Source organism: Mycobacterium sp. AZCC_0083, from assembly GCF_014202335.1.
Lineage (GTDB): Bacteria > Actinomycetota > Actinomycetes > Mycobacteriales > Mycobacteriaceae > Mycobacterium.
In genome coordinates this window covers 137427-161518 of record NZ_JACHGP010000016.1, presented here as the reverse complement: position 1 = coordinate 161518, position 24092 = coordinate 137427, and the positions used below count along the sequence as shown (strand labels likewise).

The window sequence follows — 24092 nt, the reverse complement described above, 5'->3', positions numbered from 1 at the left end:
AACGGCCATACTAGTCCAGTGAGCTTGACGTCCGGGGTGCTAGTGGCCCTGCTGTTGTTGGTCATTCCTGGGGCAATCGTCGGGCGGGCGGCGCAGCTAACCTGGCCGGTGGCCGTCGCGGTGGGCCCCGCGCTGACGTACGGCGTGGTTGCGCTGGCGATCATTCCGATGGGCGCGATCGGTGTGCCGTGGAATGGGTGGACAGCACTGGTTGCCCTGTTGCTCGTCGTGGCCGTCGTCGTGGGTTTGCATTTCGCGCTTGGCCGGTGGCGGGACCGCGACGCCGAGGCGCTGGCGATGTCGGTGGGACCCGCCCTCGTCGTCGCCGTCGGCGTCGTCCTCGGGGCCGTGCTGATCGGGTTCGCAGCAATTCGCGGGCTGCCCCACTGGCAATCGATTCCGAGCAACTGGGACTCGGTCTGGCACGCGAACACCATCCGATTCATCCTGGAGACCGGGCAGGCGTCGCCGACCCACATGGGCGAGTTGCGCAACGTCGAGACGCACGACGCGCTCTACTACCCATCGACCTTTCATGCCCTCGGCGCGATCTTCAGTCAGTTGAGTGGCGCGGCACCCACGTCGGCGTACACGATCAGCTCGCTGACCGCGTCGATCTGGTTGTTCCCCGTCAGCGCCGCCGCACTCACCTGGCAGCTCCTGCGCGGCCGGACGACGCAGTGGTGGGCCGCCGGTTCCGCGGCGGCTGCGGCGGCGTTGTCGGCGTCGTTCACCGCGGTGCCCTACGTGGAGTTCGACACCGCATCGATGCCCAACCTGGTGGCCTACGGGTTGGCCGTGCCGACTTTTGCGCTGATCGTCTCGACGCTGCGGCACCGCGACCGCATTCCGCTGGCGGTGCTGGCGCTCGTCGGGGTGTTCTCCGTGCACATCACCGGCGGAGTGGTGACGGTGCTGTTCGTCGTCGCCTGGTGGCTGCTGGACGGTCTCTGGCACCCGGTGCGCGGCCGGCTCACAGACTTCATCAGCCTGGCGCTCACCGCGGCGCCGACGGTGGTGTTGCTTCTGCCGCAGTTCGTCGGGGTTCTGCAACAGGCCGAGATCATCGTCGGCCATGAGTTCGCCACCCATCAGACCCGGAAACGGGTGCTCTTCGAGGCGGTCACCCAGCACACCCGCCACCTCAACGACTACCCGATCCAGAACTTCATCATCGGGCTCGCGGTGATCGGCGGGCTGATCCTGCTGATCCGACGCGTCTGGTGGCCTGCCGCGGTGTGGCTGCTGCTGATGGTGTCGATCGTCCATTCGGCCGTGCCGTTCGGGGGCCCGATCGGGGTGATCACCGGCAAGTTCAGTGACCTGTTCTACAGCGACCCGCGGCGGCTCTCGGCCGTGGTGACGATGCTGCTGGCCCCGATGGCGGGCATCGGGCTCTTCATGCTCACCGCCTGGGTCGTCGACCGCTGCCGGGGCAGGTGGCCGTCGTCGCAGAAGGTCTGGCACGCAGTGACGGCCGCCGTCCTCATCGCCGTGACGATCGGAAGCGCCTGGCACTACTTCCCGCGCCACCGGTATCTGTTCGGCGAGAAGTACGACTCGATCATGATCGACCAGAAGGATCTCGACGCGTTCGCGTATCTGGCCACGCTGCCCGGTGCGAAGGACACGATGATCGGCAACGCCAACACCGACGGAACGGCCTGGGTGTACGCCATCGCCGGACTGCACCCGCTGTGGACGCACTACGACTTCCCCGTGCAGCAGGGCCCCGGCTACAACCGGTTCATCATCTGGGCCTACGCCGATGACGCAGACACCGATCCGCGCGTCGCGGAGGCGGTCAAGGCGCTCAACATCCGGTACGTGGTGACCAGCACCCCGGTGGTGCTCAAGTTCGCGATGCCCGACGGACTACTGTCACTGGACAAGTCGAAGTCGTGGGCCAAGCTCTATGACAACGGCGAGACCCGCATATACGAGTGGCGCGGAGGAACAGGGAAACCGTGAGCAACCCCGATGACAACGACATCGAGATCATCGCCGGCGACGTGTCCAGCGTGGACGACGAGTCCGACGGCAAGGCGCTGACCGACCTCGTCGAGCAGCCCGCGAAGGTCATGCGGATCGGCACCATGATCAAGCAGCTGCTTGAGGAGGTCCGTGCGGCGCCGCTCGACGACGCCAGCCGCAACCGGCTCCGCGACATCCACCAGGCCAGCATCCACGAGCTCGAGGAGGGGCTTGCCCCCGAACTCCGCGACGAGTTGGAGCGCCTGACGCTGCCGTTCACCGATGACAAGGTTCCGTCGGACGCCGAGCTTCGGATCGCGCAGGCACAGCTCGTCGGGTGGCTCGAGGGCCTCTTCCACGGCATTCAGACCGCGCTGTTCGCTCAGCAGATCTCGGCGCGGGCCCAGCTCGAGCAGATGCGCCAGGGCGCGCTCCCCCCTGGCGCAGGCATCCCTGGCCAGCACGGTGGCCCGGGGCACTCCCCGAGCGGGACCGGCCAGTACCTGTAGCAGTGACTACGCCTTCTGCCCCCCACGTCTCGACCCGCAATGCATGGGTCGAGTTCCCCATCTTCGACGCCAAGTCGCGGTCGCTGAAGAAGGCATTCCTCGGCAAGGCGGGCGGCACCATCGGGCGCAACACGTCCAACGTCGTGGTGATCGAGGCGCTCAGGGACATCACCCTGTCCCTGGAGAACGGTGACCGGGTGGGTTTGGTCGGGCACAACGGCGCAGGCAAGTCGACGCTGCTGCGCCTGCTGTCCGGCATCTACGAACCGACCCGCGGATCGGCCACCGTCACCGGCCGGGTGGCTCCGGTGTTCGACCTCGGCGTCGGCATGGATCCCGAGATCTCGGGTTTCGAGAACATCATCATCCGGGGGTTGTTCCTCGGTCAGACGCGCAAGCAGATGCTGGCCAAGGTCGACGAGATCGCCGACTTCACCGAACTCGGCGAGTACCTGTCGATGCCGCTGCGCACCTATTCGACCGGCATGCGGGTGCGTCTGGCGATGGGCGTGGTCACCAGCATCGACCCAGAGATCCTGCTGCTGGACGAGGGCATCGGCGCCGTGGACGCCGAGTTCATGAAGAAGGCAAGGACCCGGCTGCAGAAGCTGGTGGAGCGCTCCGGGATCCTCGTCTTCGCCAGCCACTCCAACGAGTTCCTGGCCCAGCTGTGCAAGACGGCGATGTGGGTCGACCACGGCACCATCAAGATGACCGGCGGCATCGAGGACGTGGTGCGCGCCTACGAGGGCGACGACGCCGCCCGCCACGTGCGTCAGATCCTGGAGGAGAACGCCCGCGAGGACGTTCATGACTGAACGGGTGTGCGCCGTCGTGGTCACCCACCGGCGCCCCGACGAACTCGCGAAGTCGCTGGCCGCGGTCACCAGCCAGACCCGGGTGCCCGACCACCTCATCGTCGTCGACAACGACTTCTCGGAAGGGCAAGACCCGCGGGTTCGCGATCTGGTCGCCGGTCAACCCGTGCCGACCACCTACGTCGGATCGCTCCGAAACCTCGGCGGCGCAGGTGGATTCGCGTTCGGCATGTTGCAGGCGCTGACCATGGGCGCGGACTGGGTATGGCTGGCCGACGACGACGGCAGGCCCGCCGACGCCTCGGTGCTCGGCACACTTCTCGAGTGCGCCGAACGGCATTCGCTGGCCGAGGTGTCGCCGATGGTGTGCGATCTGGACGACCCGCAGCGGCTGGCGTTCCCGCTACGACGCGGCCTGGTGTGGCGCCGGCGGGTCGACGAACTGCGCACGGACGGGTCGGGACAGGATCTGCTGCCCGGTATCGCGTCACTGTTCAACGGCGCGCTGTTTCGGGCGTCGACTGTGGAAGCCGTTGGCGTGCCGGACATCCGGTTGTTCGTTCGCGGCGACGAGGTGGAGCTGCACCGCAGGCTGGTGCGCTCCGGCCTGCCGTTCGGCACCTGCCTGGACGCGGTCTACCTGCACCCGCAGGGCTCCGATGAATTCAAGCCGATCCTCGGCGGCCGGATGCACACCCAGTACCCCGGGGACACCACCAAGCGCTACTACACCTATCGCAACCGGGGCTACCTGCAGTCCCAGCCGGGCATGCGGCGGTTGATCCCGCAGGAGTGGTTGCGGTTCGGGTGGTTCTTCCTGGTGAGCAGGAACGACCCCGCGGGGTTCATCGAGTGGATTCGGTTGCGACGGTTGGGGAGACGCGAAAGATTCTTCAAGGGCGAGCGAAGCGACGGGACAGACAGGAGGGATGCACCATGACGTTCACTGACGCGGCAGCCCAGTCGAGGACGTTCGGCCGCGCGTGGGGCGATCTGACGGCCGGCTTCGCCAAGCGCGAACTGTGGCTGCACCTGGGCTGGCAGGACATCAAGCAGCGCTACCGCCGCTCGGTGCTCGGGCCGATCTGGATCACCATCGCCACCGGCACGATGGCGGTGGCCTTGGGGGGCTTGTACTCCACGCTGTTTCATCTCCCGCTCGCCGAACACCTGCCCTACGTCACGCTCGGGCTGATCATCTGGAACCTGATCAACGCGTCGATCCTCGAGGGCGCCGACGTGTTCATCGCCAACGAGGGCCTGATCAAGCAGCTGCCCACACCGCTGTCGGTGCACGTGTACCGGCTGGTCTGGCGGCAGGTGATCCTGTTCGCGCACAACATCGTCATCTTCGTGGTCATCGCGATCATCTTCCCGCAGCCCTGGAAGTGGACCGATCTGGCGTTCATTCCGGCACTGGCATTGATCGTGCTGAACTGCGTCTGGGTCGCGCTCTGCTTCGGCATCCTGTCCACCCGGTATCGCGACATCAGCCCGCTGTTGTTCAGCCTGGTGCAGTTGCTCTTCTACATGACGCCGATCATCTGGAACGACCAGACGCTGCGCGACCAGGGCGCTGGCGGGTGGGCCAAGATCATCGAGTTCAACCCGCTGCTGCACTACGTCGACATCGTGCGCGCCCCGCTGCTCGGCGCCGACCAGGAGCTGCGGCACTGGGTCGTGGTCATCGTGTTGACGATCGTCGGCTGGACCGTGACGGCGTTCGCCATGCGGCAGTACCGCGCGCGCGTGGCCTACTGGGTCTGAGCAGACCGTTTTCGTTCCCAGGCACTTCCCAGGATTCTGGTGCGTTGTGCGCATATGAGCATTCCGCCATACGAGCCACCGAAGCCTCCGTCGTCGACACCTGGGATTGGGAACACGCTGTTGTGTCCCAAGTGCGCGGGGGTCATGAAGACCTACGAGCGGGGCGGCATCCACCTCGAACAGTGCGATACGTGCCGCGGGATCTTCCTCGACTTCGGCGAGCTCGAGTCCCTCACTCAGCTGGAGAATCGGTTCGTGCAGTCCGCGCCACCCGTTCAGCAGGGCTACGGCCAACAGGGTTACGACCAGCAGGGTTACGGGCAGGGCCCGGGCTGGCGCCATCGCGGCAACAAGCACTACCGCAAGCAGGGTTTCGGCAGGCTGTTCTTCTCGAGCTGAGAGGTGGCGCCGGTCGGAGCGGTGACTCCGTCGACAGTTTGGCCGCGATGCCGGTGAGTTCCGCCGACCGGCGCAGTCTCTGTAGACGTACCCAACGGAATCGCCCGTCCCACCGGAGGCCCTGTGTCCAGAACCAATCTTTCGATGTCGATCTCTGCCGACGGCTACGTCGCGGGGCCCAACCAGTGCCAGGAGCACCCGCTCGGTGTCGGCGGCATAGTGCTTCACGACTGGCACCTCGGCCCCGCCAAGGACCATCCGGTGAACCGACAAGTAATCGCCGACATGATGGACGACATGGGGGCAACGATCATGGGCCGCAACATGTTCGGCCCGATTCGCGGCGAGTGGGGTGACTCGGATTGGCGGGGATGGTGGGGAGACGTCCCGCCGTACCATTGCCCGGTCTTCGTCCTGACCCACCACGCGCACGACCCGATTCAGATGCAGGGTGGGACTACATTTCACTTCGTCACCGACGGGATCGAGTCCGCGCACGCCCAAGCCGAGAGGGCTGCGGGTGACCGGGCCATCTCCATCGCGGGAGGAGCCTCTTGCGGCCGGCAGGCCATCAAGGCTGGGCTCGTCGACGAGATCGACCTCCAAGTGAACCCGGTCATTCTCGGATCCGGTGAGCGGCTACTCGATGGCTTCGACGCGGGCAACCCAACACTCGAGCTCGTCCGCGTGCTCGAAGCCCCAGGCGTGGCCCACCTGCGCTACCGCGTCATCCGGTGAAGCCCGAATGCGCCTTCCGCCGAAAGGTCACCGGTGGCAGTGCACCGGACCGGCCCATATCGGGTACCTTGCGGCAGGCGATTGGCTGCGGTGATGGGTGACCGGGATCGTCAGTGGCCCAGCAGGATTGGCAGAGACACTGCGCGATTGCGAGGGACTCGGCGGCTGCTGCCGGCGCTGCGCGGTGGCATTGCGGTCGTGTAGTGCGCGGCTCTCGGGATCACGCAGCAGGTGATATGCGGCGATGAGCTGCTCCAGCTGAATGTCGCCGGTCGCGCCGCCCGCACGGGGGTGACGCGTATCGGGGTGAAGGTCCCGCGACTTGATGCGAAACGCATGGTTGATCTCTGCCGGGGTCGCGACGGGAGTCACCCCCGGCACGGCGTAGGGATCGTGATCTTCGGTCATGGCAATCCAAACCCGACGCGGTGAACGGACAGACGGCTGCGTTGCGGAGAGCGAGACCTCCCGAAAGCGGCGACCAGACGCCTCGCCGCCGGTACTGAATATCGGCGGCGAGGCCCGGCCGTGCAGTGACGTCGCACGCGGTCCGCGTCAGAGGTGCCACTGTCGGTGGCGGTGCGCACGCAAGTCAACGTCGCGGGTGCTGCGTTTGGCGCGGTTGCACAGTGATTGGGCGGGTGCGGGCGACGTGCGGGTCACTGCCCACTCGTGGTCGTCGTTCAGGGCATCACCTCCCCTTGCTCAATGCTGTTCGGCAAGCCCTCCGGTGCTGCGGGGGCGACCGCTGTGTCGGCCAGACTCGCCCTTGCGGTCCACCTCTGCGCGGCAACCCCGTCCGCGGTGTCGGCGGCGACGGCCGTGATCGTTTGACGATCGCGGACAACGTGGCGACCGTGGCGGGGCAAGGTCGGGCGGCGGGCATCTCGGAGCAGGCTGCACGGCGTGCCTGCTCACGCGGGGCACTGTCGTGATGCAGGCGCATCCATTCGGCGCGCACGATCGCCTCCGCATTCTCGATCACCGACTCCTCGATCACGGTTTCGGTCGGCGCGTCTGTGATCACCTTGCTCACCTCCTCGACGGGATGCTCGCCGCCGCCCGGCCTTCGGGGTTAGATCCCCGTCAAGGACACGCTGATCGACTCCCATTAGGCGTTGATGGCTTCCTTTTCGTGACTGTTGTTGATCGTGTTGTGACTGTTGTTGATCGTGATGCGCCGCGGTTTGGCCTTCTCCGCCACCGGAATGCTCAGCCGCAGCACCCCGTCCTGGTAACTGGCCTGGATCTGGTCGGTGTCGAGGGTCTCGCCAAGGAACAGTTGGCGACTGAACACCCCCCGCGGACGTTCCGAGGACACCATCTCCCGGTCCTGACGCAGACCTGGCCGCTCAGCGTGCACGGTCAGCACGTTGCGTTCGACGTCCAAGTTCACCGAATCGGCATTCACCCCGGGCAGGTCGAACTCGACGATGAACGCGTCTCCTTCGCGCCAGGCATCCATCGGCATGACCGCCGGCCGGGCCGCGGTGCCCAGCACCTGCTGCGCCCAGCGGTCGACATCACGGAACGGATCGGTACGCATCAACATCATCTCCACCTCCTGTATCTGACACCAGATCATCTATGCGATCTGACACAGATTTAGTTATAGCATCGGGACCAGATTCGGGCAACAATGGACAAGAAAAAAGTTGCAAACAGATGGGACGGGGTTGGTGAGCGAGGATTCGATGGACCGTTCAGGGCGCGGGGTGTACGGCATCTCGGTCGCCGCCGGGTTGTCCGGGATCGGCGAGCAGTCTCTGCGGCTGTACGAGCAGCGCAGATTGATCACTCCCGCCCGCACCGCAGGCGGCACCCGCCGCTACAGCGACGACGACCTCACACGCCTGCAGCGCATCACCGAGCTGCTTGCCGCCGGGGTGAACGTGGCAGGCATCGGCCAGATCCTGGACCTGCAAGACCGCAACACCCAACTGCAATCCGACATCTCCGCACTGAAATCCGCCAACGTCCGACTGACTTCGGCTCACCGCGGAACCGGAGCACCACGAGAAGACCAAGTCAGGGAGCGGAACGATCATGACGAATTGGACGACGACACCCCACCAGGCGATGTCCCCGAGGCCGACCTGATCGACCAATCGCGCACCGTGACACCTCCCGCCGAGGACGCCGCGTCGCGCTAACGCATCCGCTCGCAGGCGGCGACCAGCAAGCCGTCGTCGGGGTGATTGGCGGCCGCAGCGACGACGGCAGCGCGGGCGAACGGTTCGAGCACCGGCCACGGATCGCCGGGTGGCAAGCCGGGACTACCGCCGCCGCGGTAGCCGTCGACGAGCGCGTGCCAGGCATCGTCGGGCAGGAGGCCGGCCGCCCAGAACCCGGCGGGCCGGGCCAGGTCGGCCGCGGGATCACCGACCCCGAGGTCGTCTACGTCGATCAGCACCAAGGCACCGCGGCACCAGCCCAATTGACCGAGGTGAAAGTCGCCGTGCACCAAGGTGACTGGCCGCCCAGACACCGGCGCGGGCAGGCCCGCAGCTGCTCCGCGGATGACGTCGGCCTTGGGTCCCCGGGCCAGCGCTCGGGCCAGCCGCGCAGGGCCGCCCTGCGGCAGCGCGATGTCGCCGATCGGCTCGGCGTGCAGACGCGCCAGCAGCCGTCCCGCCTCCGCCCACGGCACGGCTCCTGGGTCGGGCGGCACGACGTCGACCTTGGGCCAACGGGTGCGCCACTGCTGGACGACGGCTTCCGGCTCGAGGTTCAGCGGGGACAGCAAGCAGTCCGACCGGGCCGCGACCCGCAGGCGTTGTCTCAGTGCCTGAGGGTCGGTGCCCGGCCGGTGCAGCTTGGTGACGACGTCATCGTCGACGGTGACGGTGGCGCCGGACGGGGTGGTCAGCGGCGCGGTGCCGGCACCCGTGCTGCGACGTTGATCCGGTTCCACGCATTGATGGTGACGGCCATCGCGATCACCTGTCCAAGTTCTCGCTCGGAGAACACGGCGGCGGCGCGGGCGTACACCTCGTCGGGGACGTGACCGTGGTGCAGTTCGGTGATCGACTCGGTCAGCTCCAGCGCGGCCTGCTCCTGCTCGGTGAACAGGTCGCCTGCCTCCTGCCATGCGGCGATGAGGGCAAGGCGCTGCTCGGTCTCGCCCTGCTTGCGGGCGTCGGCGGTGTGCATGTCGAGGCAGAACGCGCAGTGGTTGATCTGCGATGCGCGGATCTTGATCAATTCGCCGATGGTGGGATCGACGTCCTTGGCGGCCGCGGTGCTCAGGCTCATCATCGCGTCGTAGAGGCCGGGTGAGATCTTGTAGATGTTGAGGCGGCGGGTGGCGGTCTTGGTTTCCAGTGTCTGCGTCATGACTACAACGCTAGCCAACAAAGCACCGCGTCCATGGTTCAATCTGATGGTGGTTTCATGGGCCAATCCGGATAGCGTCGATCTGCACCTGAACCTCGGGCAGGCCATTCGCCCTGGGACGCGGGGCGCAAGGGAGCTGCTGGTCAATGCCCTGCGCGACGCCGTGCGATCGGGTCAGCTGGCCACCGGAACGATGCTGCCGCCGTCGCGGTCATTGGCCGGCGACCTCGGATTGGCCCGGAACACGGTCTCGGAGGCGTACGCCGACCTGGTCGCCGAGGGCTGGCTGGCGTCCCGCCAGGGCGCGGGCACCTGGGTGGTGAACACCCGCGACGTCCTTTCGCCGCACCGCTCGCGCGGCACCCCAGGCCAGCCGACGCACAACCTGATGCCCGGCTCGCCCGACGTCGCGGCGTTCCCCCGCGCGGCGTGGCTGACCTCCGCGCGCCGGGCGCTGACCGCCGCGCCGAACGAAGCGCTGCGCAACGGCGACCCGCGCGGTCGACCCGAACTGCGGGAGGCGTTGGCCGAATACCTCGGCCGCGCACGGGGTGTGCGCATCTCGCCGGACAATGTCGTCATCTGCGCGGGCACCCGCAACGCCGTCGAATTGCTGGCCAGGGCGTTCTCCGACCGGGGTCCGATCGCGGTGGAAGCCTACGGCCTCTTCATCTTTCGCGAAGCCATCGCCGCGATGGGGGTGCCAACCACGCCGATCGGATTCGACGAGGATGGCGCCAAGGTCGACGAACTCGACGGCTCCGACGCGGCGGCCGCACTGCTGACGCCCGCCCACTTCTTTCCCCACGGTGTGCCACTGCACCCCGCCAGGCGGACCGCGGTGATCGACTGGGCCAGGCGCAGCGGCCGGTACGTCCTCGAAGACGACTACGACGGCGAGTTCCGCTACGACCGCCAGCCGGTCGGCGCGGTACAGGGCCTGGATCCGCAGCGGGTTGCCTACCTCGGGTCGGCCAGCAAGAGCCTGTCGCCCGCGCTGCGCCTCGGCTGGATGGCGCTGCCCGACGACCTCGTCGAACCCGTCATCGCTGCCGCCGGTGGACAGCAGTTCTACGTCAACGCCATCGAGCAGCTGACCATGGCCGACTTCATCACCTGCGGCCGGTACGACAAGCACATTCGCCGCATGCGCAACAACTACCGCAAGCGCCGCGACACCCTGGTTCGGCGGCTCGAGGAGTTCGACGTCGTCATCACCGGGCTGTCAGCGGGCCTGCACCTGCTGCTGCTACTGCCCGACGACACCGAACACGAGGTGCTGCGGCGCGCCGGCGAAGCGGGCATCGCGCTGTCGGGATTGCTGGGGCTGCGCCATCCGCTTGCGGGGTCGGACGTCCCCGCGGCGGACGGACTGGTGGTCAACTTCGGGGCGCCCGCCGACCATGCCTTCGCCCCAGCGGTCGACGCGTTGTGCAACGTCCTCGAAGCCAGCGTCAGACGGCGGCAGTCTTGACCTCTTCGGCTGCGGCAGGGACCGCAGCAGCCGTTGCCCCGCGTGCGATGACGAGGGCGGGCCGCTCGTCCAGCGAAACATCAACCCGCGCACCAGGAGCCAGCGCGGTTGCGTCACGGCCGGGGACGTCGGCCTGGATCTCAAGGCCGTTCAGCTCGACGTGCAGGCGGGCGGTGGCACCGCGGAACGAGGATCGAGTGACCAGGCCTGCACCATCCGGCGCGGCTTGCAACCGAACCGCTTCGGGGCGGACGAGAACGTCGTGGTCGGTGGCGGCGGGCACGTCGCCGTCGATCGGCAGGTGCTGCCCGAGGACGGCAACCCGGTCACCCTCGACGACGCCTGGCAGGTGGTTCATCGAGCCGATGAACTCCGCGACGAACGGGGTGGCGGGCCGCTCGTAGATGCGATCGGGGGTACCCACCTGTTCGACGCGGCCAGCCCGCAGCACGGCGACCCGGTCGGCCATCGACAGCGCCTCCTCCTGGTCGTGCGTGACGAACAGCGTCGTGACGCCCAGTTCGATCTGCAGCCGGCGGATCTCTTCACGAAGGCTCACCCGCACCTTGGCGTCGAGAGCCGACAGCGGCTCGTCGAGCAGGAGCACGCTGGGCTCCATGGCGAGCGCACGGGCCAGCGCGACGCGTTGCTGCTGGCCGCCCGACATCTGGTGCGGGTAGCGATCGCCGACCATGGGCAGGCCGACGAGGTCGAGAAGCTCGCTTGCGCGGGCATTCCGTTTGGCGGCAGCGACTTTGCGCATGCGCATGCCGAACGCAACGTTGTCGCGTGCGGAGAGGTGCGGGAAGAGGCTGTAGGCCTGGAACACCATGCCGGCATCGCGCTTGTTGGCGGGCACCTTGGTGATGTCCTTGTCGTTGACGATGACGGCGCCGCTGTCGGGACGTTCGAAGCCGGCGACGCAGCGCAGCGCCGTGGTCTTGCCGCAACCCGAGGGTCCGAGCAGGGCGACGAGCTCACCCGCCTCGATGGTCAGGTCGAGGTCGTCGAGTGCCAAGGCGTCACCGAAGGCACGGCGGAGTTTCCGCAGCTCCACTCGCGAGGTCATGTGCGTTTCCTTCCCACGCCGGATACGACGAGTAGCAATGCCCAGGTGAGGATCAAGCTGAGCAGCGAGACTGCAACCGACAGTTGTGCATTCGCGCCGGAGATCGTGACGATCCACACCGCGAACGGCCGAAAGCCAAGCAGTACGGCGACGGTGTACTCGCCCAATACCAGCGCCATGGTGAGGAATGCGGCGCTCGCGATGGACGTGCGCAGATTGGGCAGGATGGTCCGGAACATCACGGTGACCCAGCCTGCGCCGAGATTGCGGCTGGCCTCAACCAGCGTCTTCACGTCGATGGCACGAAGACCGGCATCCAGCGAGCGATAGGCGAACGGCGTGGCCAGCACGACGTAGGCCAATACCAGAACGATCGGGAAGCTCGGTTTCTGAATCGCGATCAGCGTCGCCCAGAACGGCGTCGACGCCAGTTGATCAGGCGCCCAACGCAATACGGTGCTGATACCCGCGACGAAGGTGATGGGCGGCACCACCAGCGGCAGCGTGCAGACCACCTCGAGCACCTGACCGAGCCTGGGCGCGCCTAGCCGGACCGCCAGCATGGCGGGCAACATCAAGGCCAGCACCACGATGATGGTCGTGACGCCCAATCCCAGTGACATGAACAGTGATTGGGTGAATCCATCGGCGGTGAGGATGTCGCCATAGGTCGAGAACGAGAATCCGGTGGCGTCGTTGTGGATGGTGAACCAGAACGACGCGGCCAGCGGAACCAGGAAGTACACCGCCGCAATGGCGAGTACGCCTGCGCGGCCGAGGCCGGGCCGCTGGATCGCGGTCGTCATTGCAGCCATCGGGAGCTCCTGTTCCGCAGTGGCAGGTAGATCGCCATCACGATCCCGGCGACGACGACCATGTCGAGGCTCAGCGCCAGCGCCAGGTTCTCGTGCCCGACGAGGACGTTGCCAGACAGCGCGTCGGCGATCTGCAGGGTGACGAGCGGAACGGTGGCACCCACCATGGCCGCCGCGGTGGCGTAGGCGGCGAACGAGCCACCGAACAGCAACACCATGCCGCCGATCAGGGACGGCGTCAGCACGGGGACGCCGACGTGGCGCCAGTACTGCCAACCGCTGGCGCCGTTGTTGAGGGCGGCCTCCCGCCACTGCGGGCGAAGGCCGTCCAGCGCGGGCGTCATGACGACCACCATCAGCGGGATGGAGAAGTACAGGTAGACGATGGCCAGTCCCCAGAACGTATAGAGGCTGAACCCCGTGTCGGCGAGTCCGAACATCGTGGTGAGCAGTCCCGCGTTGCCGAGAGTGGCAATCCAGGCGAAGGCGAGCGGAACGCCACCGAAGTTGGCCAGCACGCCGGACGCCGTCAGCACTGCCTCACGAAGGAATGTTCCCTTCGACGCGACGACTGCCTGAGCGAGGAACGTGCCGAGCACGCCCCCGACGACGGCGACGAACGCGGAGAGTTTCACGCTCGCCCACAATGCGGTCCGGTATGCGCCCTGCAGGCTGTCGGTCATGTTCTCGAGACCGAGACGCGAGGTGTTGTTGACCGGGTCCTCGACGGTGAACGCCCCAATCAGCACGGCGATCGCGGGGATGCCGAACGCCAACGCAAGGAACAGCAGCAGCGGCAGCGCCGCCAGCCAGGACCGGGACGCCTGCCCGGTCCGCTTGCGCGCCGGCCCGGCGGTCTTGTCCGGGCCGGGCGCAATCGTGGGTGTGGCTATTGCCATCGGGTCAGGTCACCCGGCCATGGCGGCGGCCCAGCCGTTGGCAAGGGCCTCCTTGGCCTTGGCCGCCTGTGCCTCGCTTGGGAACTTGGGCGTGCCCTCGACCTTGGGCAGCTTGGCCGCCGCGGCGGCGTCGACGGTGCCCGCGGCGGTCATCGCAGTGAGCGCGGCCGGTCGCGCATAGCCCTTCAGCCAGAGGTTCTGGCCGTCGGTGCTGAACAGGAACTCCTGCCACAACCGCGCGGCGGCCGGATGCGGCGCGTCCTTGTTGATGGCCTGCGAGTAGTACTGCGCGAAGATTCCGTCGGCGGGGACGGCGACCTTCCAGTCGACGCCCTTGCCCTTGAACTCGTCGGCGTAGCCGACGTTGAGGTAGTCCCAGTCGATGCTGATCGGCGTCTCGCCCTTTTCGACGGTCGCAGGCGTCGACTCGACCGGGTTGAAGTTGCCAGAGGCCTTGAGCTTGCCGAAGAACTCGATGCCCGGCGCGATGTCGTCGAACGAGCCACCGTTGGCCAGCGCGGCAGCGTAGACGCCTGCGTAGGCGGAACCGGACTTGGTCGGGTTGCCGTTCAGGGCGACCTGGCCCTTGTACTCGGGCTTGAGCAGATCCGCGAACGTCTGCGGGCACACCTTGACCTTGGCGGCGTCGCAACCGATCGACACGTACCCGCCGTAGTCGTTGATCCACTTGCCGTCCGGGTCCTTCTGCTCGGCGGGGATGCTGTCCCACGTCGCGACCTTGTATGGCGCGTACAAGCCCTCCTGGGCGCCGCTGGCGGCGAAGGACTGCCCGAGGTCGAGGACGTCTGGTGCGCGGTCCTGACCCTTGCGCGTCTTCACCGCGTTGATCTCATCGGAGCTGGACCCGTCCGGGTTCTCGTTCTCGATCTTGATGCCGTACTTGTCCTGGAACGTCTTGATGATCTCGGCGTAGTTGGCCCAGTCCGGCGGCAGCGCGATCGTGTGCAGCGTGCCTTCCTTCTTGGCTGCCTCGACGAGCTTGTCCAGCCCGCCGAAGTCGGCGACGGAGGTCGCGGTCTTGGCGTCGGCGCCCCCTGCCGAACCGGTGGAGCTCTGCGGGGCCGAGCCGCAGGCGGCCAATAAGGCGCAGGCCAGTGCGGCTGTGGTGGTGAATGCTGCAACACGGGTTCGGGATGCGAACACTACGTCTCCTGGTCGCTCGGCTGGGTCCAACTTGGCTGGACAAGTCGGGGAATAGTAAGCCCGAGTCACGTGTACGGGAGGCTAAATCGGCATTACGTATTCGCGCTGAAACCCCGAACAGTAGAGCCGGTTTCGCCACTCTCCGGTCGTGGCAAAGTGTTACCGAGTCGCGGGTTTGCGCGTTGGTACGCTGACCGCGTGAGCCAGTCAGCCGAGCCGGCCGCACGGTATCGGCAAATCGCCGCCGATCTCGTGGATCAGATAGCTGCTGAGGCATACGGGGACGGGGCGTCGCTGCCATCAGAAAGCGAACTGGCCGCCCACTACGACGTGTCGCGGGGAACGATCAGGCAGGCCTTCGCACAACTGCGTGCCGACGGTGTGGTCTCGTCGCGGCGCGGAGCCCGCCGAACCGTACTGGCGACGCCTCGGATCCAGAGCTTCGTGGAGTTGACGAGTTTCTCGAGGTGGGCTCGCGCGGCAGGTGAAATCCCCACCAGCCGTACGGTCGCGCTGGAGTTGCGCCAGGCCACCGAGGACGAACGCGACCAGCTAGAACTCGCCGACGGCGCAAAGGTCTACCACCTGACCAGGATTCGGCTGCTCAACTCCGAACCGGTGATGATCGAACGCACCGCTTACATCGAACGCGTCGGCGCGGTGCTGCCAGGAATCCAGCTGGACACCGAATCGATCACCGATCGCCTCGACGAACTCGGTGTGGTGCTGCACGCCGCCGTGCACACCATCGATTCCATCCCGGCGACCGCAGCCGACGCGCGGTTGCTCGACGTGCGGCCCCGGACGCCGTTGCTTCGCGAGCGCAGGCGCACCACGGATCCGAGCGGTGTGCCGATCGAATGGTCCGACGACCGCTACCGCGGTGACGCCGTCGCGTTCACGGTGCGCAACTCGCGTGACGTGAGCAATCTGCTCAAGCAGTCGCCGCGAGCGCACTGACCGCAGGTACGAACTCGTCGAACGCAGGCGTAGGTGCGTTCGCATCCTTGGCCATGTCGTCCCATCGCCGCAGTGCGACCGCATCGGAGAAGTACGGCGACCCCTCGAACGCCTCCTGCTCGGCACCGCTCATCGGCCCGCCCTGCAACCCCAGTGTGTACACCGACGCGTCGGAAAGCTCGCCGATGTAGGCAGGGTCGACGGCGCACAGGTAGCGCTTGGCGGCGACGTGCAGGCGCACCGGTTCTGTCACCTCAGGACCGAACCAGTGAGTCAGCCAGTCGGCACCGGCGTCGTCGTGATGATTCTCCTTGCCCGCCATCAGTTCTCGGCCGGAGATCACACCGGTGAAGTGACCGATGTCGTGCACGAGCGCCGCGACCACCAGGTGATCCGCGGCGCCTGCCGCGCGCGCCAATCCGGCGGCCTGCAGCATGTGCTGCGCCATGCTGACGTCTTCGCCGAGGTAGTCGCGCAGCCCCTCGCCCTCGAACATCTCGCGCATTAGTGCTATCAACTCGGGGCGAGCGAAGCGACCGGAAATCGGTTCGGGGCGAGCGAAGCGACGGGAAATCGGTTCGGTCATCGGGCCCTCCGCAGTACCGCCAGCGTGCTCTCCAGTCCGTCCAGATCGGCGTAGCAGCCCTGCAGGTGCCGCTCCCCCGCCTCACCTTCGAATCCGGTGCGCGCGTGCAGAAGTCGGATGTTGTCGAAGATGACGCAGTCGCCCGGTCGCATGCGGAACACGATCTGCAGTTGCGGGCGGTTGATCACCTCCGCGAACGCCCGGTACGCGGCATAGAACCGCTCGGACTCGGCCGCGCGCAACCGAACCGGCTGCATCGACCGGTTGTTGAACCGGATTTCGCGGACCCGCCCGTACGGATCAAGACCGATCATCGGCCGGGTCGCGCTCAGTTCGGCATCCGCCGACGAGAACTCGAACGTCACCTCGATACGGCTGAGGATGTCGAACGCCTCCGGGTTCTCCTCGCGTAGCAGCGCAGCGGCCTTGAAGCCGTCGACGAAGCCGGAGTCCCCGCCCTGAGTCGCGTTGCGCAGGCAGTGCAGGATCTGCAGCGTCGGCACCGGGTCGCGGTACGGGTTGTCGGTGTGCGGCGTGATCGGCAGCCCCGTGAACGCGAGGTTCACCGGATTCGGCTCGATCCGCACGTCGAACAGTTCGCCGTAGTTCGTGTCCCGGATGAAACCGAAGCTCTCGGCGACGTCCAGCACGCGGCGCTCGGTGGTCTCGACGCCCCGAAGCACGACGAAGCCGAGGCGCACAACGGCATCCAACGCGGCCGCCTTCACCGCCGGATCGTTCTGGTATGCCACCCAATCGGCGTCGGGTAGTGGACCGACGTCGGTCGCGTCCCATATCCGCTTGGCGTCCTCGGTGCGAAGGTCCGGTGGCGCCTGGCCCTCCGCCAGCGACCACGTGCGCAGCCACTCGCCGTCGAACACCGCGGCGTGCCCGTCCGGCGCGAACCGCACGTGCACCTTCCCGTTGTCCTCGCGCACGTCGTCCACCCGGATGCCTTCGGCGATATCGCCGATGTTGAACAGCTTCTGCCCGTTGCCCGGGTGCCTGCAGTCGGCACACGAACAGTTGTCACGCAACCAGATGGCCGGCGCGTCTAGCATCATCGATTCCCTTTACTTGTATAGCCAAGATCGAACATAACTGTACATGTTGGCGATGAGGTGACATGCAGGTGAACTCGCGGTCTCGCTTCTGGGGTCCTCGATGCGATACTGAGTGAGCACCTCGCCACGGTCCTCGCAGCGTCGTGCTCGATCGAGGCCAGTGATGTAGATGGACAGCGGTTCGGCGTGACGTCGACGGCACAGCAATTCATGGCCGCATTGGCCGAATACCCGGACGGGACGCTCGGTCCGCAAGAACTATGTGTCTCCTGCGTGAAGGTGCTGCCGGTGGACGGGGCAGCGCTCACCATCGGCACCGCATCGACGACGTGGGAGCCGCTGGGCGCGACCGACGAGACCGCGGCGCGCATCGAGGCGCACCAGGCCGTCGCAGGCGAGGGTCCGGCCATCGACGCGGCAGAGCGCGGTGGCCCCGTCCTTGTCGGCGATCTATCGACGCAGTTCGATCGGTGGCCAGGTTTCAGATCGGCCCTCGGTCCCGACGCGCACGGCGCGATGTTCGCGTTCCCGCTACAGATCGGGGCGATCGCGGTCGGCGTTCTCGATCTCTATCGCAACGAACCGGTGCCCATCGAACCCGACGAATTGACGGCGATGCTGGCCGTCGCCGACATCGTCACCATGGTGCTGATGTCCCGGCCGCCACCGCAGGACGTCGACACGAACGCGACCGACGCGTGGTGGACTCCGTCGCCGTCGTCGAGCGAGATCCACCAGGCCACCGGCATGGTCATCGCTCAGCTCGCCGTGCCCCCCCGCGTCGCATATCTGCGTCTACGGGCGTACGCGTTCGCCCACGACAGACCACTAACGGAGGTGGCCCGCGACGTGATCGAGCGGCGGTTGCGCTTCGAACCCGACGAAGAACCCTTGCCGGAACTTGCGGATTGACGATGATGGTGATGAAGGAGACGAGGAGATCGTGATGGACGGTCGAGAACGCCCACTGGTGGAGGCTTTCGTCGCGTTGGCGGACACCCTGGTCGACGACTACGACGTAGTGGAGTTCGCTCAGGAGTTGGTCGAGGACTGCGTGTCATTGCTCGATGCCGACTCCGCCGGACTGCTGCTCGCCGACCTGCGTGGCGGCCTACAGGTGCTGGCCTCCACCAGCGAGCAAACGCGGCTGCTCGAACTGCTGCAGATCCAATCCGACGCCGGACCGTGCATGCAGGCCTACCGCACGGGTCAGCAGGTTCGCATCGACGATCTACGCTCCGAGACCAGCGGGTGGCCTGAGTTCGCCGAACGCGCCAGAGCCGAGGGGTTCGGCGCAGTGGTCGCGATTCCCCTGCGGTTGCGCAATGAGCGCATCGGCGCGCTCAACCTGTTCCGCAAGGAACCGGGCACGATGACCGACTCAGACCTCCTAGTCGCCCAGGCGCTGGCCGACGTCGCAACGATCGGCATCCTGCACCAACGGGTGCTGACCCGCGGCGCCGTGGTCAACAGCCAGTTGCAGACCGCATTGAACAGCCGGATCGTGATCGAGCAGGCCAAGGGCGTGCTGGCCGAGCGACAAGGGCTCGACATGGAGCAGGCATTCGTCGAGTTGCGGACGATGGCGCGAAGCACCAACCGGCACCTCAGCGAAACCGCGCGCAGCGTCATCGAAAACTCAAGCGGCGCATTCCCGGCCGGCAACACGCCGGCCTGACGAAGTCCCCAAGGAACGCTAACCTGACGGAACCGTCACTCCAGACTCCCGGTGGCGTCGTCATCGGGTCTGACAGAGGCGGATTTCGACAGTGCATGAACGACGGCGACAACGACAGCCGACCGATCGTGCTCTGGAACCATGCCAACGACTACGTGATACGGACGAAGGTCTCGCCCACGCTGCTGGTGCGCGAATCCGGCCCGCTGCTCCTGGTCAGCATTACCGAGCTCACCGAATGGTACTGGGAGAGCACGAACGGCCACAGCCCGTAAGCTGCCCGGGTGGCCGAGCCCCCCATGTCGCCCAACCTGAGCCTGACCACGCAGGTGTGGCGGTTCGTCGTCACCGGGGGCCTGTCTGCGATCGTCGACTTCGGCCTCTACGTGCTGTTCCTGCGGCTCGGCCTGCAGGTCAACGTCGCCAAGACGTTGAGCTTCATCGCGGGCACGACGACCGCCTATCTGATCAACCGACGGTGGACGTTCCAGGCGCCCCCAAGCAGGGCACGCTTCGTCGCGGTCTGCGCCCTCTACGCCGTCACCTACCTCGTTCAGGTCGGCATCAATTACCTCTTCTACACGCTGTGGGACGACAAGCCGTGGCGGGTGCCCGTCGCCTTCGTCATCGCCCAGGGCACGGCCACGGTGATCAACTTCGTCGTGCAGCGTGCGGTGATCTTTCGGTTGAAGTAAATGGGGCCGGCAGCCCGCCCGGTACCCTCTGTGACTGATATGTCTACCCAGCCCGACGCCGACCTCCCCCTCGTGCCGCGCGCCCTCACCGGGTTCGGCCGTACCTCGCCCACCGTGGCGCACGTGCTCTCCACACCCGATGTCGAGCTGATCGCGACGGCCGTCCGTCGGGTGGCCGACGCCAGCTCGAGCAGCCCCTCATACCTGCGCCGCGGCATCGTGGCGCGCGGCCTCGGCCGCTCGTACGGCGACCACTCCTGCAACGGTGGCGGCATCGTCGTCGACATGACCGCACTGAACGCCGTGCACTCCATCTCCTCCGATACCGCGGTCGCCGACGTGGACGCCGGTGTCAGCCTGGACCAGCTGATGAAGGCCGCGCTGCCGTTCGGACTGTGGGTGCCGGTGCTGCCCGGCACCCGGCAGGTCACCATCGGCGGCGCCATCGGCTCCGACATCCACGGCAAGAACCACCACAGTGCGGGCAGCTTCGGCAACCACGTGCTGTCGCTGGATCTTCTGATGGCCGACGGCGAAGTGCGCACCATCACCCCCGACGGTCCCGACAGCGAGCTGTTCTGGGCCACCGTCGGCGGAAACGGCTTGACCGGCATCGTGATTCGCGCCCGCATCGCCATGACGCGCACCGAGACCGCCTACTTCATCGCGGACGGTGTCGCCACCGCCGATCTGGACGAGACCGTCGCGGTACACCAGGACGGCAGCGAGGACAACTACACCTACTCCAGTGCCTGGTTCGACTCGATCAGCCCGCCACCGAAACTGGGTCGCGCCGCGGTCAGCCGCGGCAGCTTGGCGAAGCTCGACCAGTTGCCGCCGAAGCTGGCCAAGAACCCGCTGCAGTTCGCCGCGCCCCAACTACCGGGGGTACCGAACCTCTTCCCGATCAGCGTCATGAACAAGTTGTCTCTCAGCTTGGTCGGCGAGGCCTTCTACCGGATGAGCGGCAATTACCAGAACAAGATCGTCAACCTGACGCAGTTCTACCACATGCTGGACCTGACAACGGGGTGGCAATATGCCTACGGGCCAACAGGTTTCGCGCAGCATCAGTTCCTGGTGCCGCCGGACGCGCTCGACGAGTTCAAGGCGATCATCCGGTGGATCCAGAGTAGCGGTCAGTACTCGGCACTGAACGTCTTCAAGCTGTTCGGTCCGGGTAACCGTGCGCCGCTGAGCTTTCCGATGGCCGGGTGGAACGTGGCCATGGACTTCCCCAACAAGCCCGGCGTCAACGAGTTCCTCAACGAGCTCGACGACCGCGCCATGGAGTTCGGTGGACGGGTGTACACCGCCAAGGACTCCCGAGTGAACGCCGAGAAGTTCCACAATATGTATCCGCGTATCGACGAATGGATTGCGGTGCGCCGCAAGGCGGATCCCAACGGCGTGTTCGCCTCGGACATGGCCCGCCGACTCGAACTGCTTTAGCTCGAACCTTCAAGAAAGGGCTCAACCCCACACATGATCGACGCCACCGGAAACCCGCAGACCATCCTGCTTCTTGGCGGCACCTCGGAGATCGGCCTTGCCATCTGCGAGCGGTACCTGCAAAACGCCAACGCCAGGGTGATCCTCGCCGACCTGCCCAACGCGCCGGGCCGCGAAGCGGCGATCGCGCAGCTGGAGTCAGCCGGGGCGAAGTCCGTGGAGTTCTTGGATTTCGACGCCGTCGACACCAAGAGCCACCCCGCCCTCATCGAATCCGCCTGGGCCAACGGCGATGTGGACGTCGCGATCGTCGCCTTCGGGCTGCTCGGCGACGCCGAGGAGCTGTGGCAGAACCAGGCCAAGGCGGTCCTGGTCGCACAGGTCAACTACACCGCGGCCGTCTCGGTCGGCGTGCTGGTCGGCGAGAAGATGCGGGCACAGGGCTTCGGGCAGATCATCGCGATGTCCTCGGTAGCGGGCGAACGGGTGCGCCGCTCCAACTTCGTGTACGGCTCCACCAAGGCCGGGCTCGATGGGTTCTACCTCGGTCTCGGAGAGGCGTTGCGCGAGTTCGGGGTTCACGTGCTGGTCATCCGGCCCGGCCAGGTGCGGACCACCACCACCCTTGAGCATTGGAAGGCCACCGGCGCCAAGGAGGCCCCGTTCACGGTGAACAAGGAGGACGTCGCCGCGTTGGCGGTCGCCTCCGCCGCCAAGGGCAAGGACCTGGTCTGGGCGCCAGGGCCGGTGCGCTACCTGATGGCCGTGATGCGGCACATCCCGCGACCGATCTTCCGCAAGCTCCCCATCTGATGGGACACGTGCTGGCCGGCCCTGCGCGGGTCGTCGGCCAGATGGTGGCGGCCGTGGTGGTGGCGACGCTGATCTCCGCCGTCGGCCTCGTGGCGATCTCGCGCGTCGAGTGGCCTGCCTTCAACTCGAGTAACCAGCTGCATGCGCTGACCACGGTCGGCCAGTTCGCGTGCCTGGCAGGGCTGTTCGGTGCGGGGTGGATCTGGCGAAGGGGCCGCCAATGGCTCGCCAGGATCGCGGCCGTGGTGTTCCTTTCGGCGTTCTCCGTCGTCACCGTCGCCATGCCGCTCGGCGCCACCAAGCTCTACCTGTTCGGCATCTCCGTCGACCAGCAGTTCCGCACGGAGTACCTGACCCGCCTCGCCGACACAGCCACCCCGCACGACATGACCTACATCGGTCTGCCGCCGTACTACCCGCCCGGCTGGTTCTGGCTCGGCGGACGGCTGGCCGACCTGACGGGCATGCCTGCCTGGGAGATGTTCAAGCCGTGGGCGATCATCTCGATCACCGCGGCGGCCGTGGTCGCACTGGTGTTGTGGGCGGCGATGATTCGCTTCGAGCTCGCCCTCGCGGTCTCGACCGCCACCGTCGCCGCGACGCTGGCGTATCAATCGACCGAGCCCTATGCGGCCATCATCACGGTGCTGCTGCCGCCGGTGTTCGTGCTGGCGTGGTCAGGACTCAGGGGCAAGACGCGTAATGGCGGCTGGGCCGCCGTCGTCGCCACCGGTCTCTTCCTCGGGTTCGCCGCGCTGCTCTACACACTGTTGTTCCTCTTCTGCGCCTTCACTCTGACGCTCATGGGGTTGGCGCTGGTCATCGCACGCTCGGGACGGGCCAGGCTCGACCCAGTACTGCGGCTGGTCGTCATCTCCGCCATATCCGGCGCCATCGCGCTGATCGGATGGGCGCCCTATCTGCTGGCCTCGTTCAAGGGCGTGCCCGCCGACACCGGTACCGCCCAGCACTACCTTCCCGCGGCGGGCGCATCGCTGGAGTTCCCGATGCTGCGCTTCACGCTGCTCGGCCTGCTGTGCATGCTCGGCACGCTGTGGCTGGTGGTCTGCGTGCGCACGTCCACCCGCGCAGGCGCGCTGACCGTCGCCGTGCTTGCGGTCTACGCCTGGTCGCTGCTGTCGATGGTGACCACGCTGGCTGGCACCACCCTGCTGTCGTTCCGCCTGCAACCCACTCTGACCGTGCTGTTGACGGCCGCGGGCACGTTCGGGTTCATCGAGACGGCGCGGGCCATCGCGGCGCGCAGGGCCGAAGACACCGGCAGACGCATCGTGGCGGCCGCCGCCGTGGTCGGCGCCATCGGGGCGGTCACCTTCAGCCAGGACATCCCCGACGTGCTGCGCCCCGACATCGCCGTGGCCTACACCGACACCGACGGCAGCGGCCAGCGCGCCGACCGTCGGCCGCCCGGCGCCGAGAAGTACTACGCGGAAATCGACGCCAAGATCGGCCACGTCACCGGCAGGCCACGCAACCAGACCGTGGTCCTGACCGCCGACTACAGCTTCCTTTCCTATCTCCCGTACTACGGCTTCCAGGGGCTGACATCGCACTACGCCAACCCGCTTGCCCAGTTCAAGGAACGCTCGGCCGCCATCGAGGGCTGGGCCACGCTGACAGGGCCCGACCAGCTCATCGCGTCCCTTGACGGGTTGCCGTGGCAGCCGCCGACGGTCTTCCTGATGCGCCACGGCGCCAACGACACCTACACGCTGCGACTGGCCACCGACGTCTACCCGAACCAGCCCAACGTGCGCCGCTATCAGGTGGCGCTGGACGCGGCCCTGTTCGACGACCCCCGCTGGGACGTATCCGACATCGGACCGTTCGTGCTGGCCATCCGCAAGTAAGGGCGTGCCCT

28 protein-coding genes are annotated in these 24092 nt (G+C 66.8%); 18 read left to right on the top strand and 10 right to left on the bottom strand.

All coding sequences use genetic code 11. The annotated features are described in order from the left end of the window. Nucleotides 1-18: 18 nt before the first annotated feature. The 7 genes from HNP02_RS32660 to HNP02_RS32630 all read left to right on the top strand — a co-directional run bounded on the left by HNP02_RS32660 (nt 19) and on the right by HNP02_RS32630 (nt 6205). A complete protein-coding gene (locus HNP02_RS32660; RefSeq protein ID WP_184444796.1) occupies nt 19-1971 on the top strand; it encodes a DUF6541 family protein in 1953 nt (650 codons plus the stop codon). Then, nucleotides 1944-2483: a bacterial proteasome activator family protein gene (locus HNP02_RS32655; protein WP_184444795.1), complete on the top strand. Its 540-nt coding sequence runs from the start codon at nt 1944-1946 to the stop codon at nt 2481-2483. Before HNP02_RS32660 ends, HNP02_RS32655 begins: the two co-directional genes overlap by 28 nt. A gap of 2 nt (nt 2484-2485) precedes the next feature. After that, on the top strand, nt 2486-3301 hold the full coding sequence (locus tag HNP02_RS32650) for an ABC transporter ATP-binding protein (RefSeq protein WP_184444794.1): 816 nt from the start codon (nt 2486-2488) through the stop codon (nt 3299-3301). Then, nucleotides 3294-4241 carry a glycosyltransferase gene (locus tag HNP02_RS32645; protein WP_184444793.1) on the top strand — a complete coding sequence of 316 codons (948 nt, stop codon included), beginning with the start codon at nt 3294-3296 and terminating at the stop codon, nt 4239-4241. The genes HNP02_RS32650 and HNP02_RS32645 overlap by 8 nt, the downstream gene beginning before the upstream one ends. Next, a complete protein-coding gene (locus HNP02_RS32640; protein ID WP_184444792.1) occupies nt 4238-5068 on the top strand; it encodes an ABC transporter permease in 831 nt (276 codons plus the stop codon). The genes HNP02_RS32645 and HNP02_RS32640 overlap by 4 nt, the downstream gene beginning before the upstream one ends. A 144-nt stretch (nt 5069-5212) precedes the next feature. Next, nucleotides 5213-5467 (top strand): zf-TFIIB domain-containing protein, encoded by a 255-nt coding sequence (locus HNP02_RS32635; protein ID WP_375373732.1) that lies wholly within the window; start codon nt 5213-5215, stop codon nt 5465-5467. Nucleotides 5468-5590: 123 nt separating this feature from the next. Beyond that, the gene (locus tag HNP02_RS32630; protein WP_184444790.1) at nt 5591-6205 is read left to right on the top strand and encodes a dihydrofolate reductase family protein; all 615 of its coding nucleotides are present in this window, start codon (nt 5591-5593) and stop codon (nt 6203-6205) included. A 27-nt stretch (nt 6206-6232) separates the two neighbouring features. Here the strand turns inward: HNP02_RS32630 and HNP02_RS32625 are convergent, their stop codons facing one another. Continuing rightward, entirely contained in the window at nt 6233-6613 is a 381-nt protein-coding gene (locus HNP02_RS32625) for a DnaJ domain-containing protein (RefSeq protein WP_184444789.1), read from the bottom strand. A gap of 300 nt (nt 6614-6913) precedes the next feature. Between HNP02_RS32625 and HNP02_RS43105 the strand changes: the two genes are divergently transcribed. After that, on the top strand, nt 6914-7039 hold the full coding sequence (locus HNP02_RS43105) for a hypothetical protein (protein ID WP_255507211.1): 126 nt from the start codon (nt 6914-6916) through the stop codon (nt 7037-7039). 277 nt (nt 7040-7316) lie between these two features. Here HNP02_RS43105 and HNP02_RS32620 read toward each other — a convergent pair whose 3' ends face one another. Then, a complete protein-coding gene (locus HNP02_RS32620) occupies nt 7317-7760 on the bottom strand; it encodes an Hsp20/alpha crystallin family protein (RefSeq protein WP_304611027.1) in 444 nt (147 codons plus the stop codon). Between the two features lie 139 nt (nt 7761-7899). Here HNP02_RS32620 and HNP02_RS32615 point away from each other — a divergent pair, with 139 nt between their 5' ends. Further along, entirely contained in the window at nt 7900-8358 is a 459-nt protein-coding gene (locus tag HNP02_RS32615) for a MerR family transcriptional regulator (protein WP_184444788.1), read from the top strand. Here the strand turns inward: HNP02_RS32615 and HNP02_RS32610 are convergent. Beyond that, nucleotides 8355-9119 (bottom strand): phosphotransferase, encoded by a 765-nt coding sequence (locus tag HNP02_RS32610; RefSeq protein ID WP_309241768.1) that lies wholly within the window; start codon nt 9117-9119, stop codon nt 8355-8357. The genes HNP02_RS32615 and HNP02_RS32610 overlap by 4 nt on opposite strands. Beyond that, nucleotides 9071-9541, bottom strand: a complete 471-nt coding sequence (locus tag HNP02_RS32605; protein WP_184444787.1) for a carboxymuconolactone decarboxylase family protein — start codon at nt 9539-9541, stop codon at nt 9071-9073. Before HNP02_RS32605 ends, HNP02_RS32610 begins: the two co-directional genes overlap by 49 nt. 49 nt (nt 9542-9590) lie before the next feature. Between HNP02_RS32605 and HNP02_RS32600 the strand changes: the two genes are divergently transcribed. Then, a complete protein-coding gene (locus HNP02_RS32600) occupies nt 9591-11015 on the top strand; it encodes a PLP-dependent aminotransferase family protein (protein WP_375373736.1) in 1425 nt (474 codons plus the stop codon). Here the strand turns inward: HNP02_RS32600 and HNP02_RS32595 are convergent. The 4 genes from HNP02_RS32595 to HNP02_RS32580 are packed head-to-tail and all read right to left on the bottom strand — an operon-like array spanning nt 10996 to nt 14962. After that, nucleotides 10996-12084: an ABC transporter ATP-binding protein gene (locus tag HNP02_RS32595; protein ID WP_184444785.1), complete on the bottom strand. Its 1089-nt coding sequence runs from the start codon at nt 12082-12084 to the stop codon at nt 10996-10998. The two genes, HNP02_RS32600 and HNP02_RS32595, sit on opposite strands and share 20 nt — an antisense overlap. Next, nucleotides 12081-12899, bottom strand: coding sequence for an ABC transporter permease (locus HNP02_RS32590; RefSeq protein ID WP_184444784.1), 819 nt, complete (start codon nt 12897-12899; stop codon nt 12081-12083). The genes HNP02_RS32595 and HNP02_RS32590 overlap by 4 nt, the downstream gene beginning before the upstream one ends. Then, nucleotides 12887-13798 (bottom strand): ABC transporter permease subunit, encoded by a 912-nt coding sequence (locus HNP02_RS32585; protein ID WP_184444783.1) that lies wholly within the window; start codon nt 13796-13798, stop codon nt 12887-12889. Before HNP02_RS32585 ends, HNP02_RS32590 begins: the two co-directional genes overlap by 13 nt. 9 nt (nt 13799-13807) lie before the next feature. Further along, nucleotides 13808-14962 carry an ABC transporter substrate-binding protein gene (locus tag HNP02_RS32580; RefSeq protein ID WP_184444782.1) on the bottom strand — a complete coding sequence of 385 codons (1155 nt, stop codon included), beginning with the start codon at nt 14960-14962 and terminating at the stop codon, nt 13808-13810. Nucleotides 14963-15160: 198 nt separating this feature from the next. On the opposite strand from HNP02_RS32580, the gene HNP02_RS32575 reads away from it, so the two are divergent. After that, on the top strand, nt 15161-15922 hold the full coding sequence (locus tag HNP02_RS32575) for a GntR family transcriptional regulator (RefSeq protein ID WP_184444781.1): 762 nt from the start codon (nt 15161-15163) through the stop codon (nt 15920-15922). Here HNP02_RS32575 and HNP02_RS42300 read toward each other — a convergent pair. Beyond that, the gene (locus HNP02_RS42300) at nt 15897-16508 is read right to left on the bottom strand and encodes an HD domain-containing protein (protein ID WP_221318294.1); all 612 of its coding nucleotides are present in this window, start codon (nt 16506-16508) and stop codon (nt 15897-15899) included. The two genes, HNP02_RS32575 and HNP02_RS42300, sit on opposite strands and share 26 nt — an antisense overlap. Further along, nucleotides 16505-17572, bottom strand: a complete 1068-nt coding sequence (locus tag HNP02_RS42295) for a TauD/TfdA family dioxygenase (protein WP_221318293.1) — start codon at nt 17570-17572, stop codon at nt 16505-16507. The genes HNP02_RS42300 and HNP02_RS42295 overlap by 4 nt, the downstream gene beginning before the upstream one ends. A 186-nt stretch (nt 17573-17758) precedes the next feature. On the opposite strand from HNP02_RS42295, the gene HNP02_RS32565 reads away from it, so the two are divergent. The 7 genes from HNP02_RS32565 (at nt 17759) to HNP02_RS32535 (ending at nt 24081) form a co-directional block, all read left to right on the top strand. Continuing rightward, the gene (locus HNP02_RS32565; RefSeq protein ID WP_184444780.1) at nt 17759-18484 is read left to right on the top strand and encodes a GAF and ANTAR domain-containing protein; all 726 of its coding nucleotides are present in this window, start codon (nt 17759-17761) and stop codon (nt 18482-18484) included. Between the two features lie 34 nt (nt 18485-18518). Next, on the top strand, nt 18519-19250 hold the full coding sequence (locus HNP02_RS32560; RefSeq protein WP_184444779.1) for a GAF and ANTAR domain-containing protein: 732 nt from the start codon (nt 18519-18521) through the stop codon (nt 19248-19250). Between the two features lie 95 nt (nt 19251-19345). After that, nucleotides 19346-19525 (top strand): hypothetical protein, encoded by a 180-nt coding sequence (locus HNP02_RS32555; protein WP_184444778.1) that lies wholly within the window; start codon nt 19346-19348, stop codon nt 19523-19525. A 24-nt stretch (nt 19526-19549) separates the two neighbouring features. Beyond that, nucleotides 19550-19945, top strand: coding sequence for a GtrA family protein (locus HNP02_RS32550; protein ID WP_184444840.1), 396 nt, complete (start codon nt 19550-19552; stop codon nt 19943-19945). A 39-nt stretch (nt 19946-19984) separates the two neighbouring features. Further along, nucleotides 19985-21397: an FAD-binding oxidoreductase gene (locus HNP02_RS32545; protein ID WP_184444839.1), complete on the top strand. Its 1413-nt coding sequence runs from the start codon at nt 19985-19987 to the stop codon at nt 21395-21397. 33 nt (nt 21398-21430) lie between these two features. After that, the gene (locus tag HNP02_RS32540; RefSeq protein WP_184444777.1) at nt 21431-22210 is read left to right on the top strand and encodes a decaprenylphospho-beta-D-erythro-pentofuranosid-2-ulose 2-reductase; all 780 of its coding nucleotides are present in this window, start codon (nt 21431-21433) and stop codon (nt 22208-22210) included. Further along, nucleotides 22210-24081, top strand: a complete 1872-nt coding sequence (locus HNP02_RS32535) for a galactan 5-O-arabinofuranosyltransferase (RefSeq protein WP_184444776.1) — start codon at nt 22210-22212, stop codon at nt 24079-24081. Before HNP02_RS32540 ends, HNP02_RS32535 begins: the two co-directional genes overlap by 1 nt. Nucleotides 24082-24092 lie beyond the last annotated feature (11 nt).

Excerpts from the sequence above, each read along its gene's own strand:
- HNP02_RS32560 (WP_184444779.1), top strand. The coding sequence starts at position 18,519 with ATGGACGGTCGAGAACGCCCACTGGTGGAGGCTTTCGTCGCGTTGGCG.
- HNP02_RS32640 (WP_184444792.1), top strand. The coding sequence starts at position 4,238 with ATGACGTTCACTGACGCGGCAGCCCAGTCGAGGACGTTCGGCCGCGCG.
- HNP02_RS32590 (WP_184444784.1), bottom strand. The coding sequence starts at position 12,899 with ATGGCTGCAATGACGACCGCGATCCAGCGGCCCGGCCTCGGCCGCGCA.
- HNP02_RS32595 (WP_184444785.1), bottom strand. The coding sequence starts at position 12,084 with ATGACCTCGCGAGTGGAGCTGCGGAAACTCCGCCGTGCCTTCGGTGAC.
- HNP02_RS42300 (WP_221318294.1), bottom strand. The coding sequence starts at position 16,508 with ATGACCGAACCGATTTCCCGTCGCTTCGCTCGCCCCGAACCGATTTCC.
- HNP02_RS32555 (WP_184444778.1), top strand. The coding sequence starts at position 19,346 with ATGAACGACGGCGACAACGACAGCCGACCGATCGTGCTCTGGAACCAT.
- HNP02_RS32605 (WP_184444787.1), bottom strand. The coding sequence starts at position 9,541 with ATGACGCAGACACTGGAAACCAAGACCGCCACCCGCCGCCTCAACATC.
- HNP02_RS43105 (WP_255507211.1), top strand. The coding sequence starts at position 6,914 with ATGCTGTTCGGCAAGCCCTCCGGTGCTGCGGGGGCGACCGCTGTGTCG.
- HNP02_RS42295 (WP_221318293.1), bottom strand. The coding sequence starts at position 17,572 with ATGATGCTAGACGCGCCGGCCATCTGGTTGCGTGACAACTGTTCGTGT.
- HNP02_RS32635 (WP_375373732.1), top strand. The coding sequence starts at position 5,213 with ATGAAGACCTACGAGCGGGGCGGCATCCACCTCGAACAGTGCGATACG.
- HNP02_RS32585 (WP_184444783.1), bottom strand. The coding sequence starts at position 13,798 with ATGGCAATAGCCACACCCACGATTGCGCCCGGCCCGGACAAGACCGCC.
- HNP02_RS32535 (WP_184444776.1), top strand. The coding sequence starts at position 22,210 with ATGGGACACGTGCTGGCCGGCCCTGCGCGGGTCGTCGGCCAGATGGTG.
- HNP02_RS32550 (WP_184444840.1), top strand. The coding sequence starts at position 19,550 with ATGTCGCCCAACCTGAGCCTGACCACGCAGGTGTGGCGGTTCGTCGTC.
- HNP02_RS32615 (WP_184444788.1), top strand. The coding sequence starts at position 7,900 with ATGGACCGTTCAGGGCGCGGGGTGTACGGCATCTCGGTCGCCGCCGGG.
- HNP02_RS32645 (WP_184444793.1), top strand. The coding sequence starts at position 3,294 with ATGACTGAACGGGTGTGCGCCGTCGTGGTCACCCACCGGCGCCCCGAC.
- HNP02_RS32625 (WP_184444789.1), bottom strand. The coding sequence starts at position 6,613 with ATGACCGAAGATCACGATCCCTACGCCGTGCCGGGGGTGACTCCCGTC.
- HNP02_RS32540 (WP_184444777.1), top strand. The coding sequence starts at position 21,431 with ATGATCGACGCCACCGGAAACCCGCAGACCATCCTGCTTCTTGGCGGC.
- HNP02_RS32545 (WP_184444839.1), top strand. The coding sequence starts at position 19,985 with ATGTCTACCCAGCCCGACGCCGACCTCCCCCTCGTGCCGCGCGCCCTC.
- HNP02_RS32620 (WP_304611027.1), bottom strand. The coding sequence starts at position 7,760 with ATGATGTTGATGCGTACCGATCCGTTCCGTGATGTCGACCGCTGGGCG.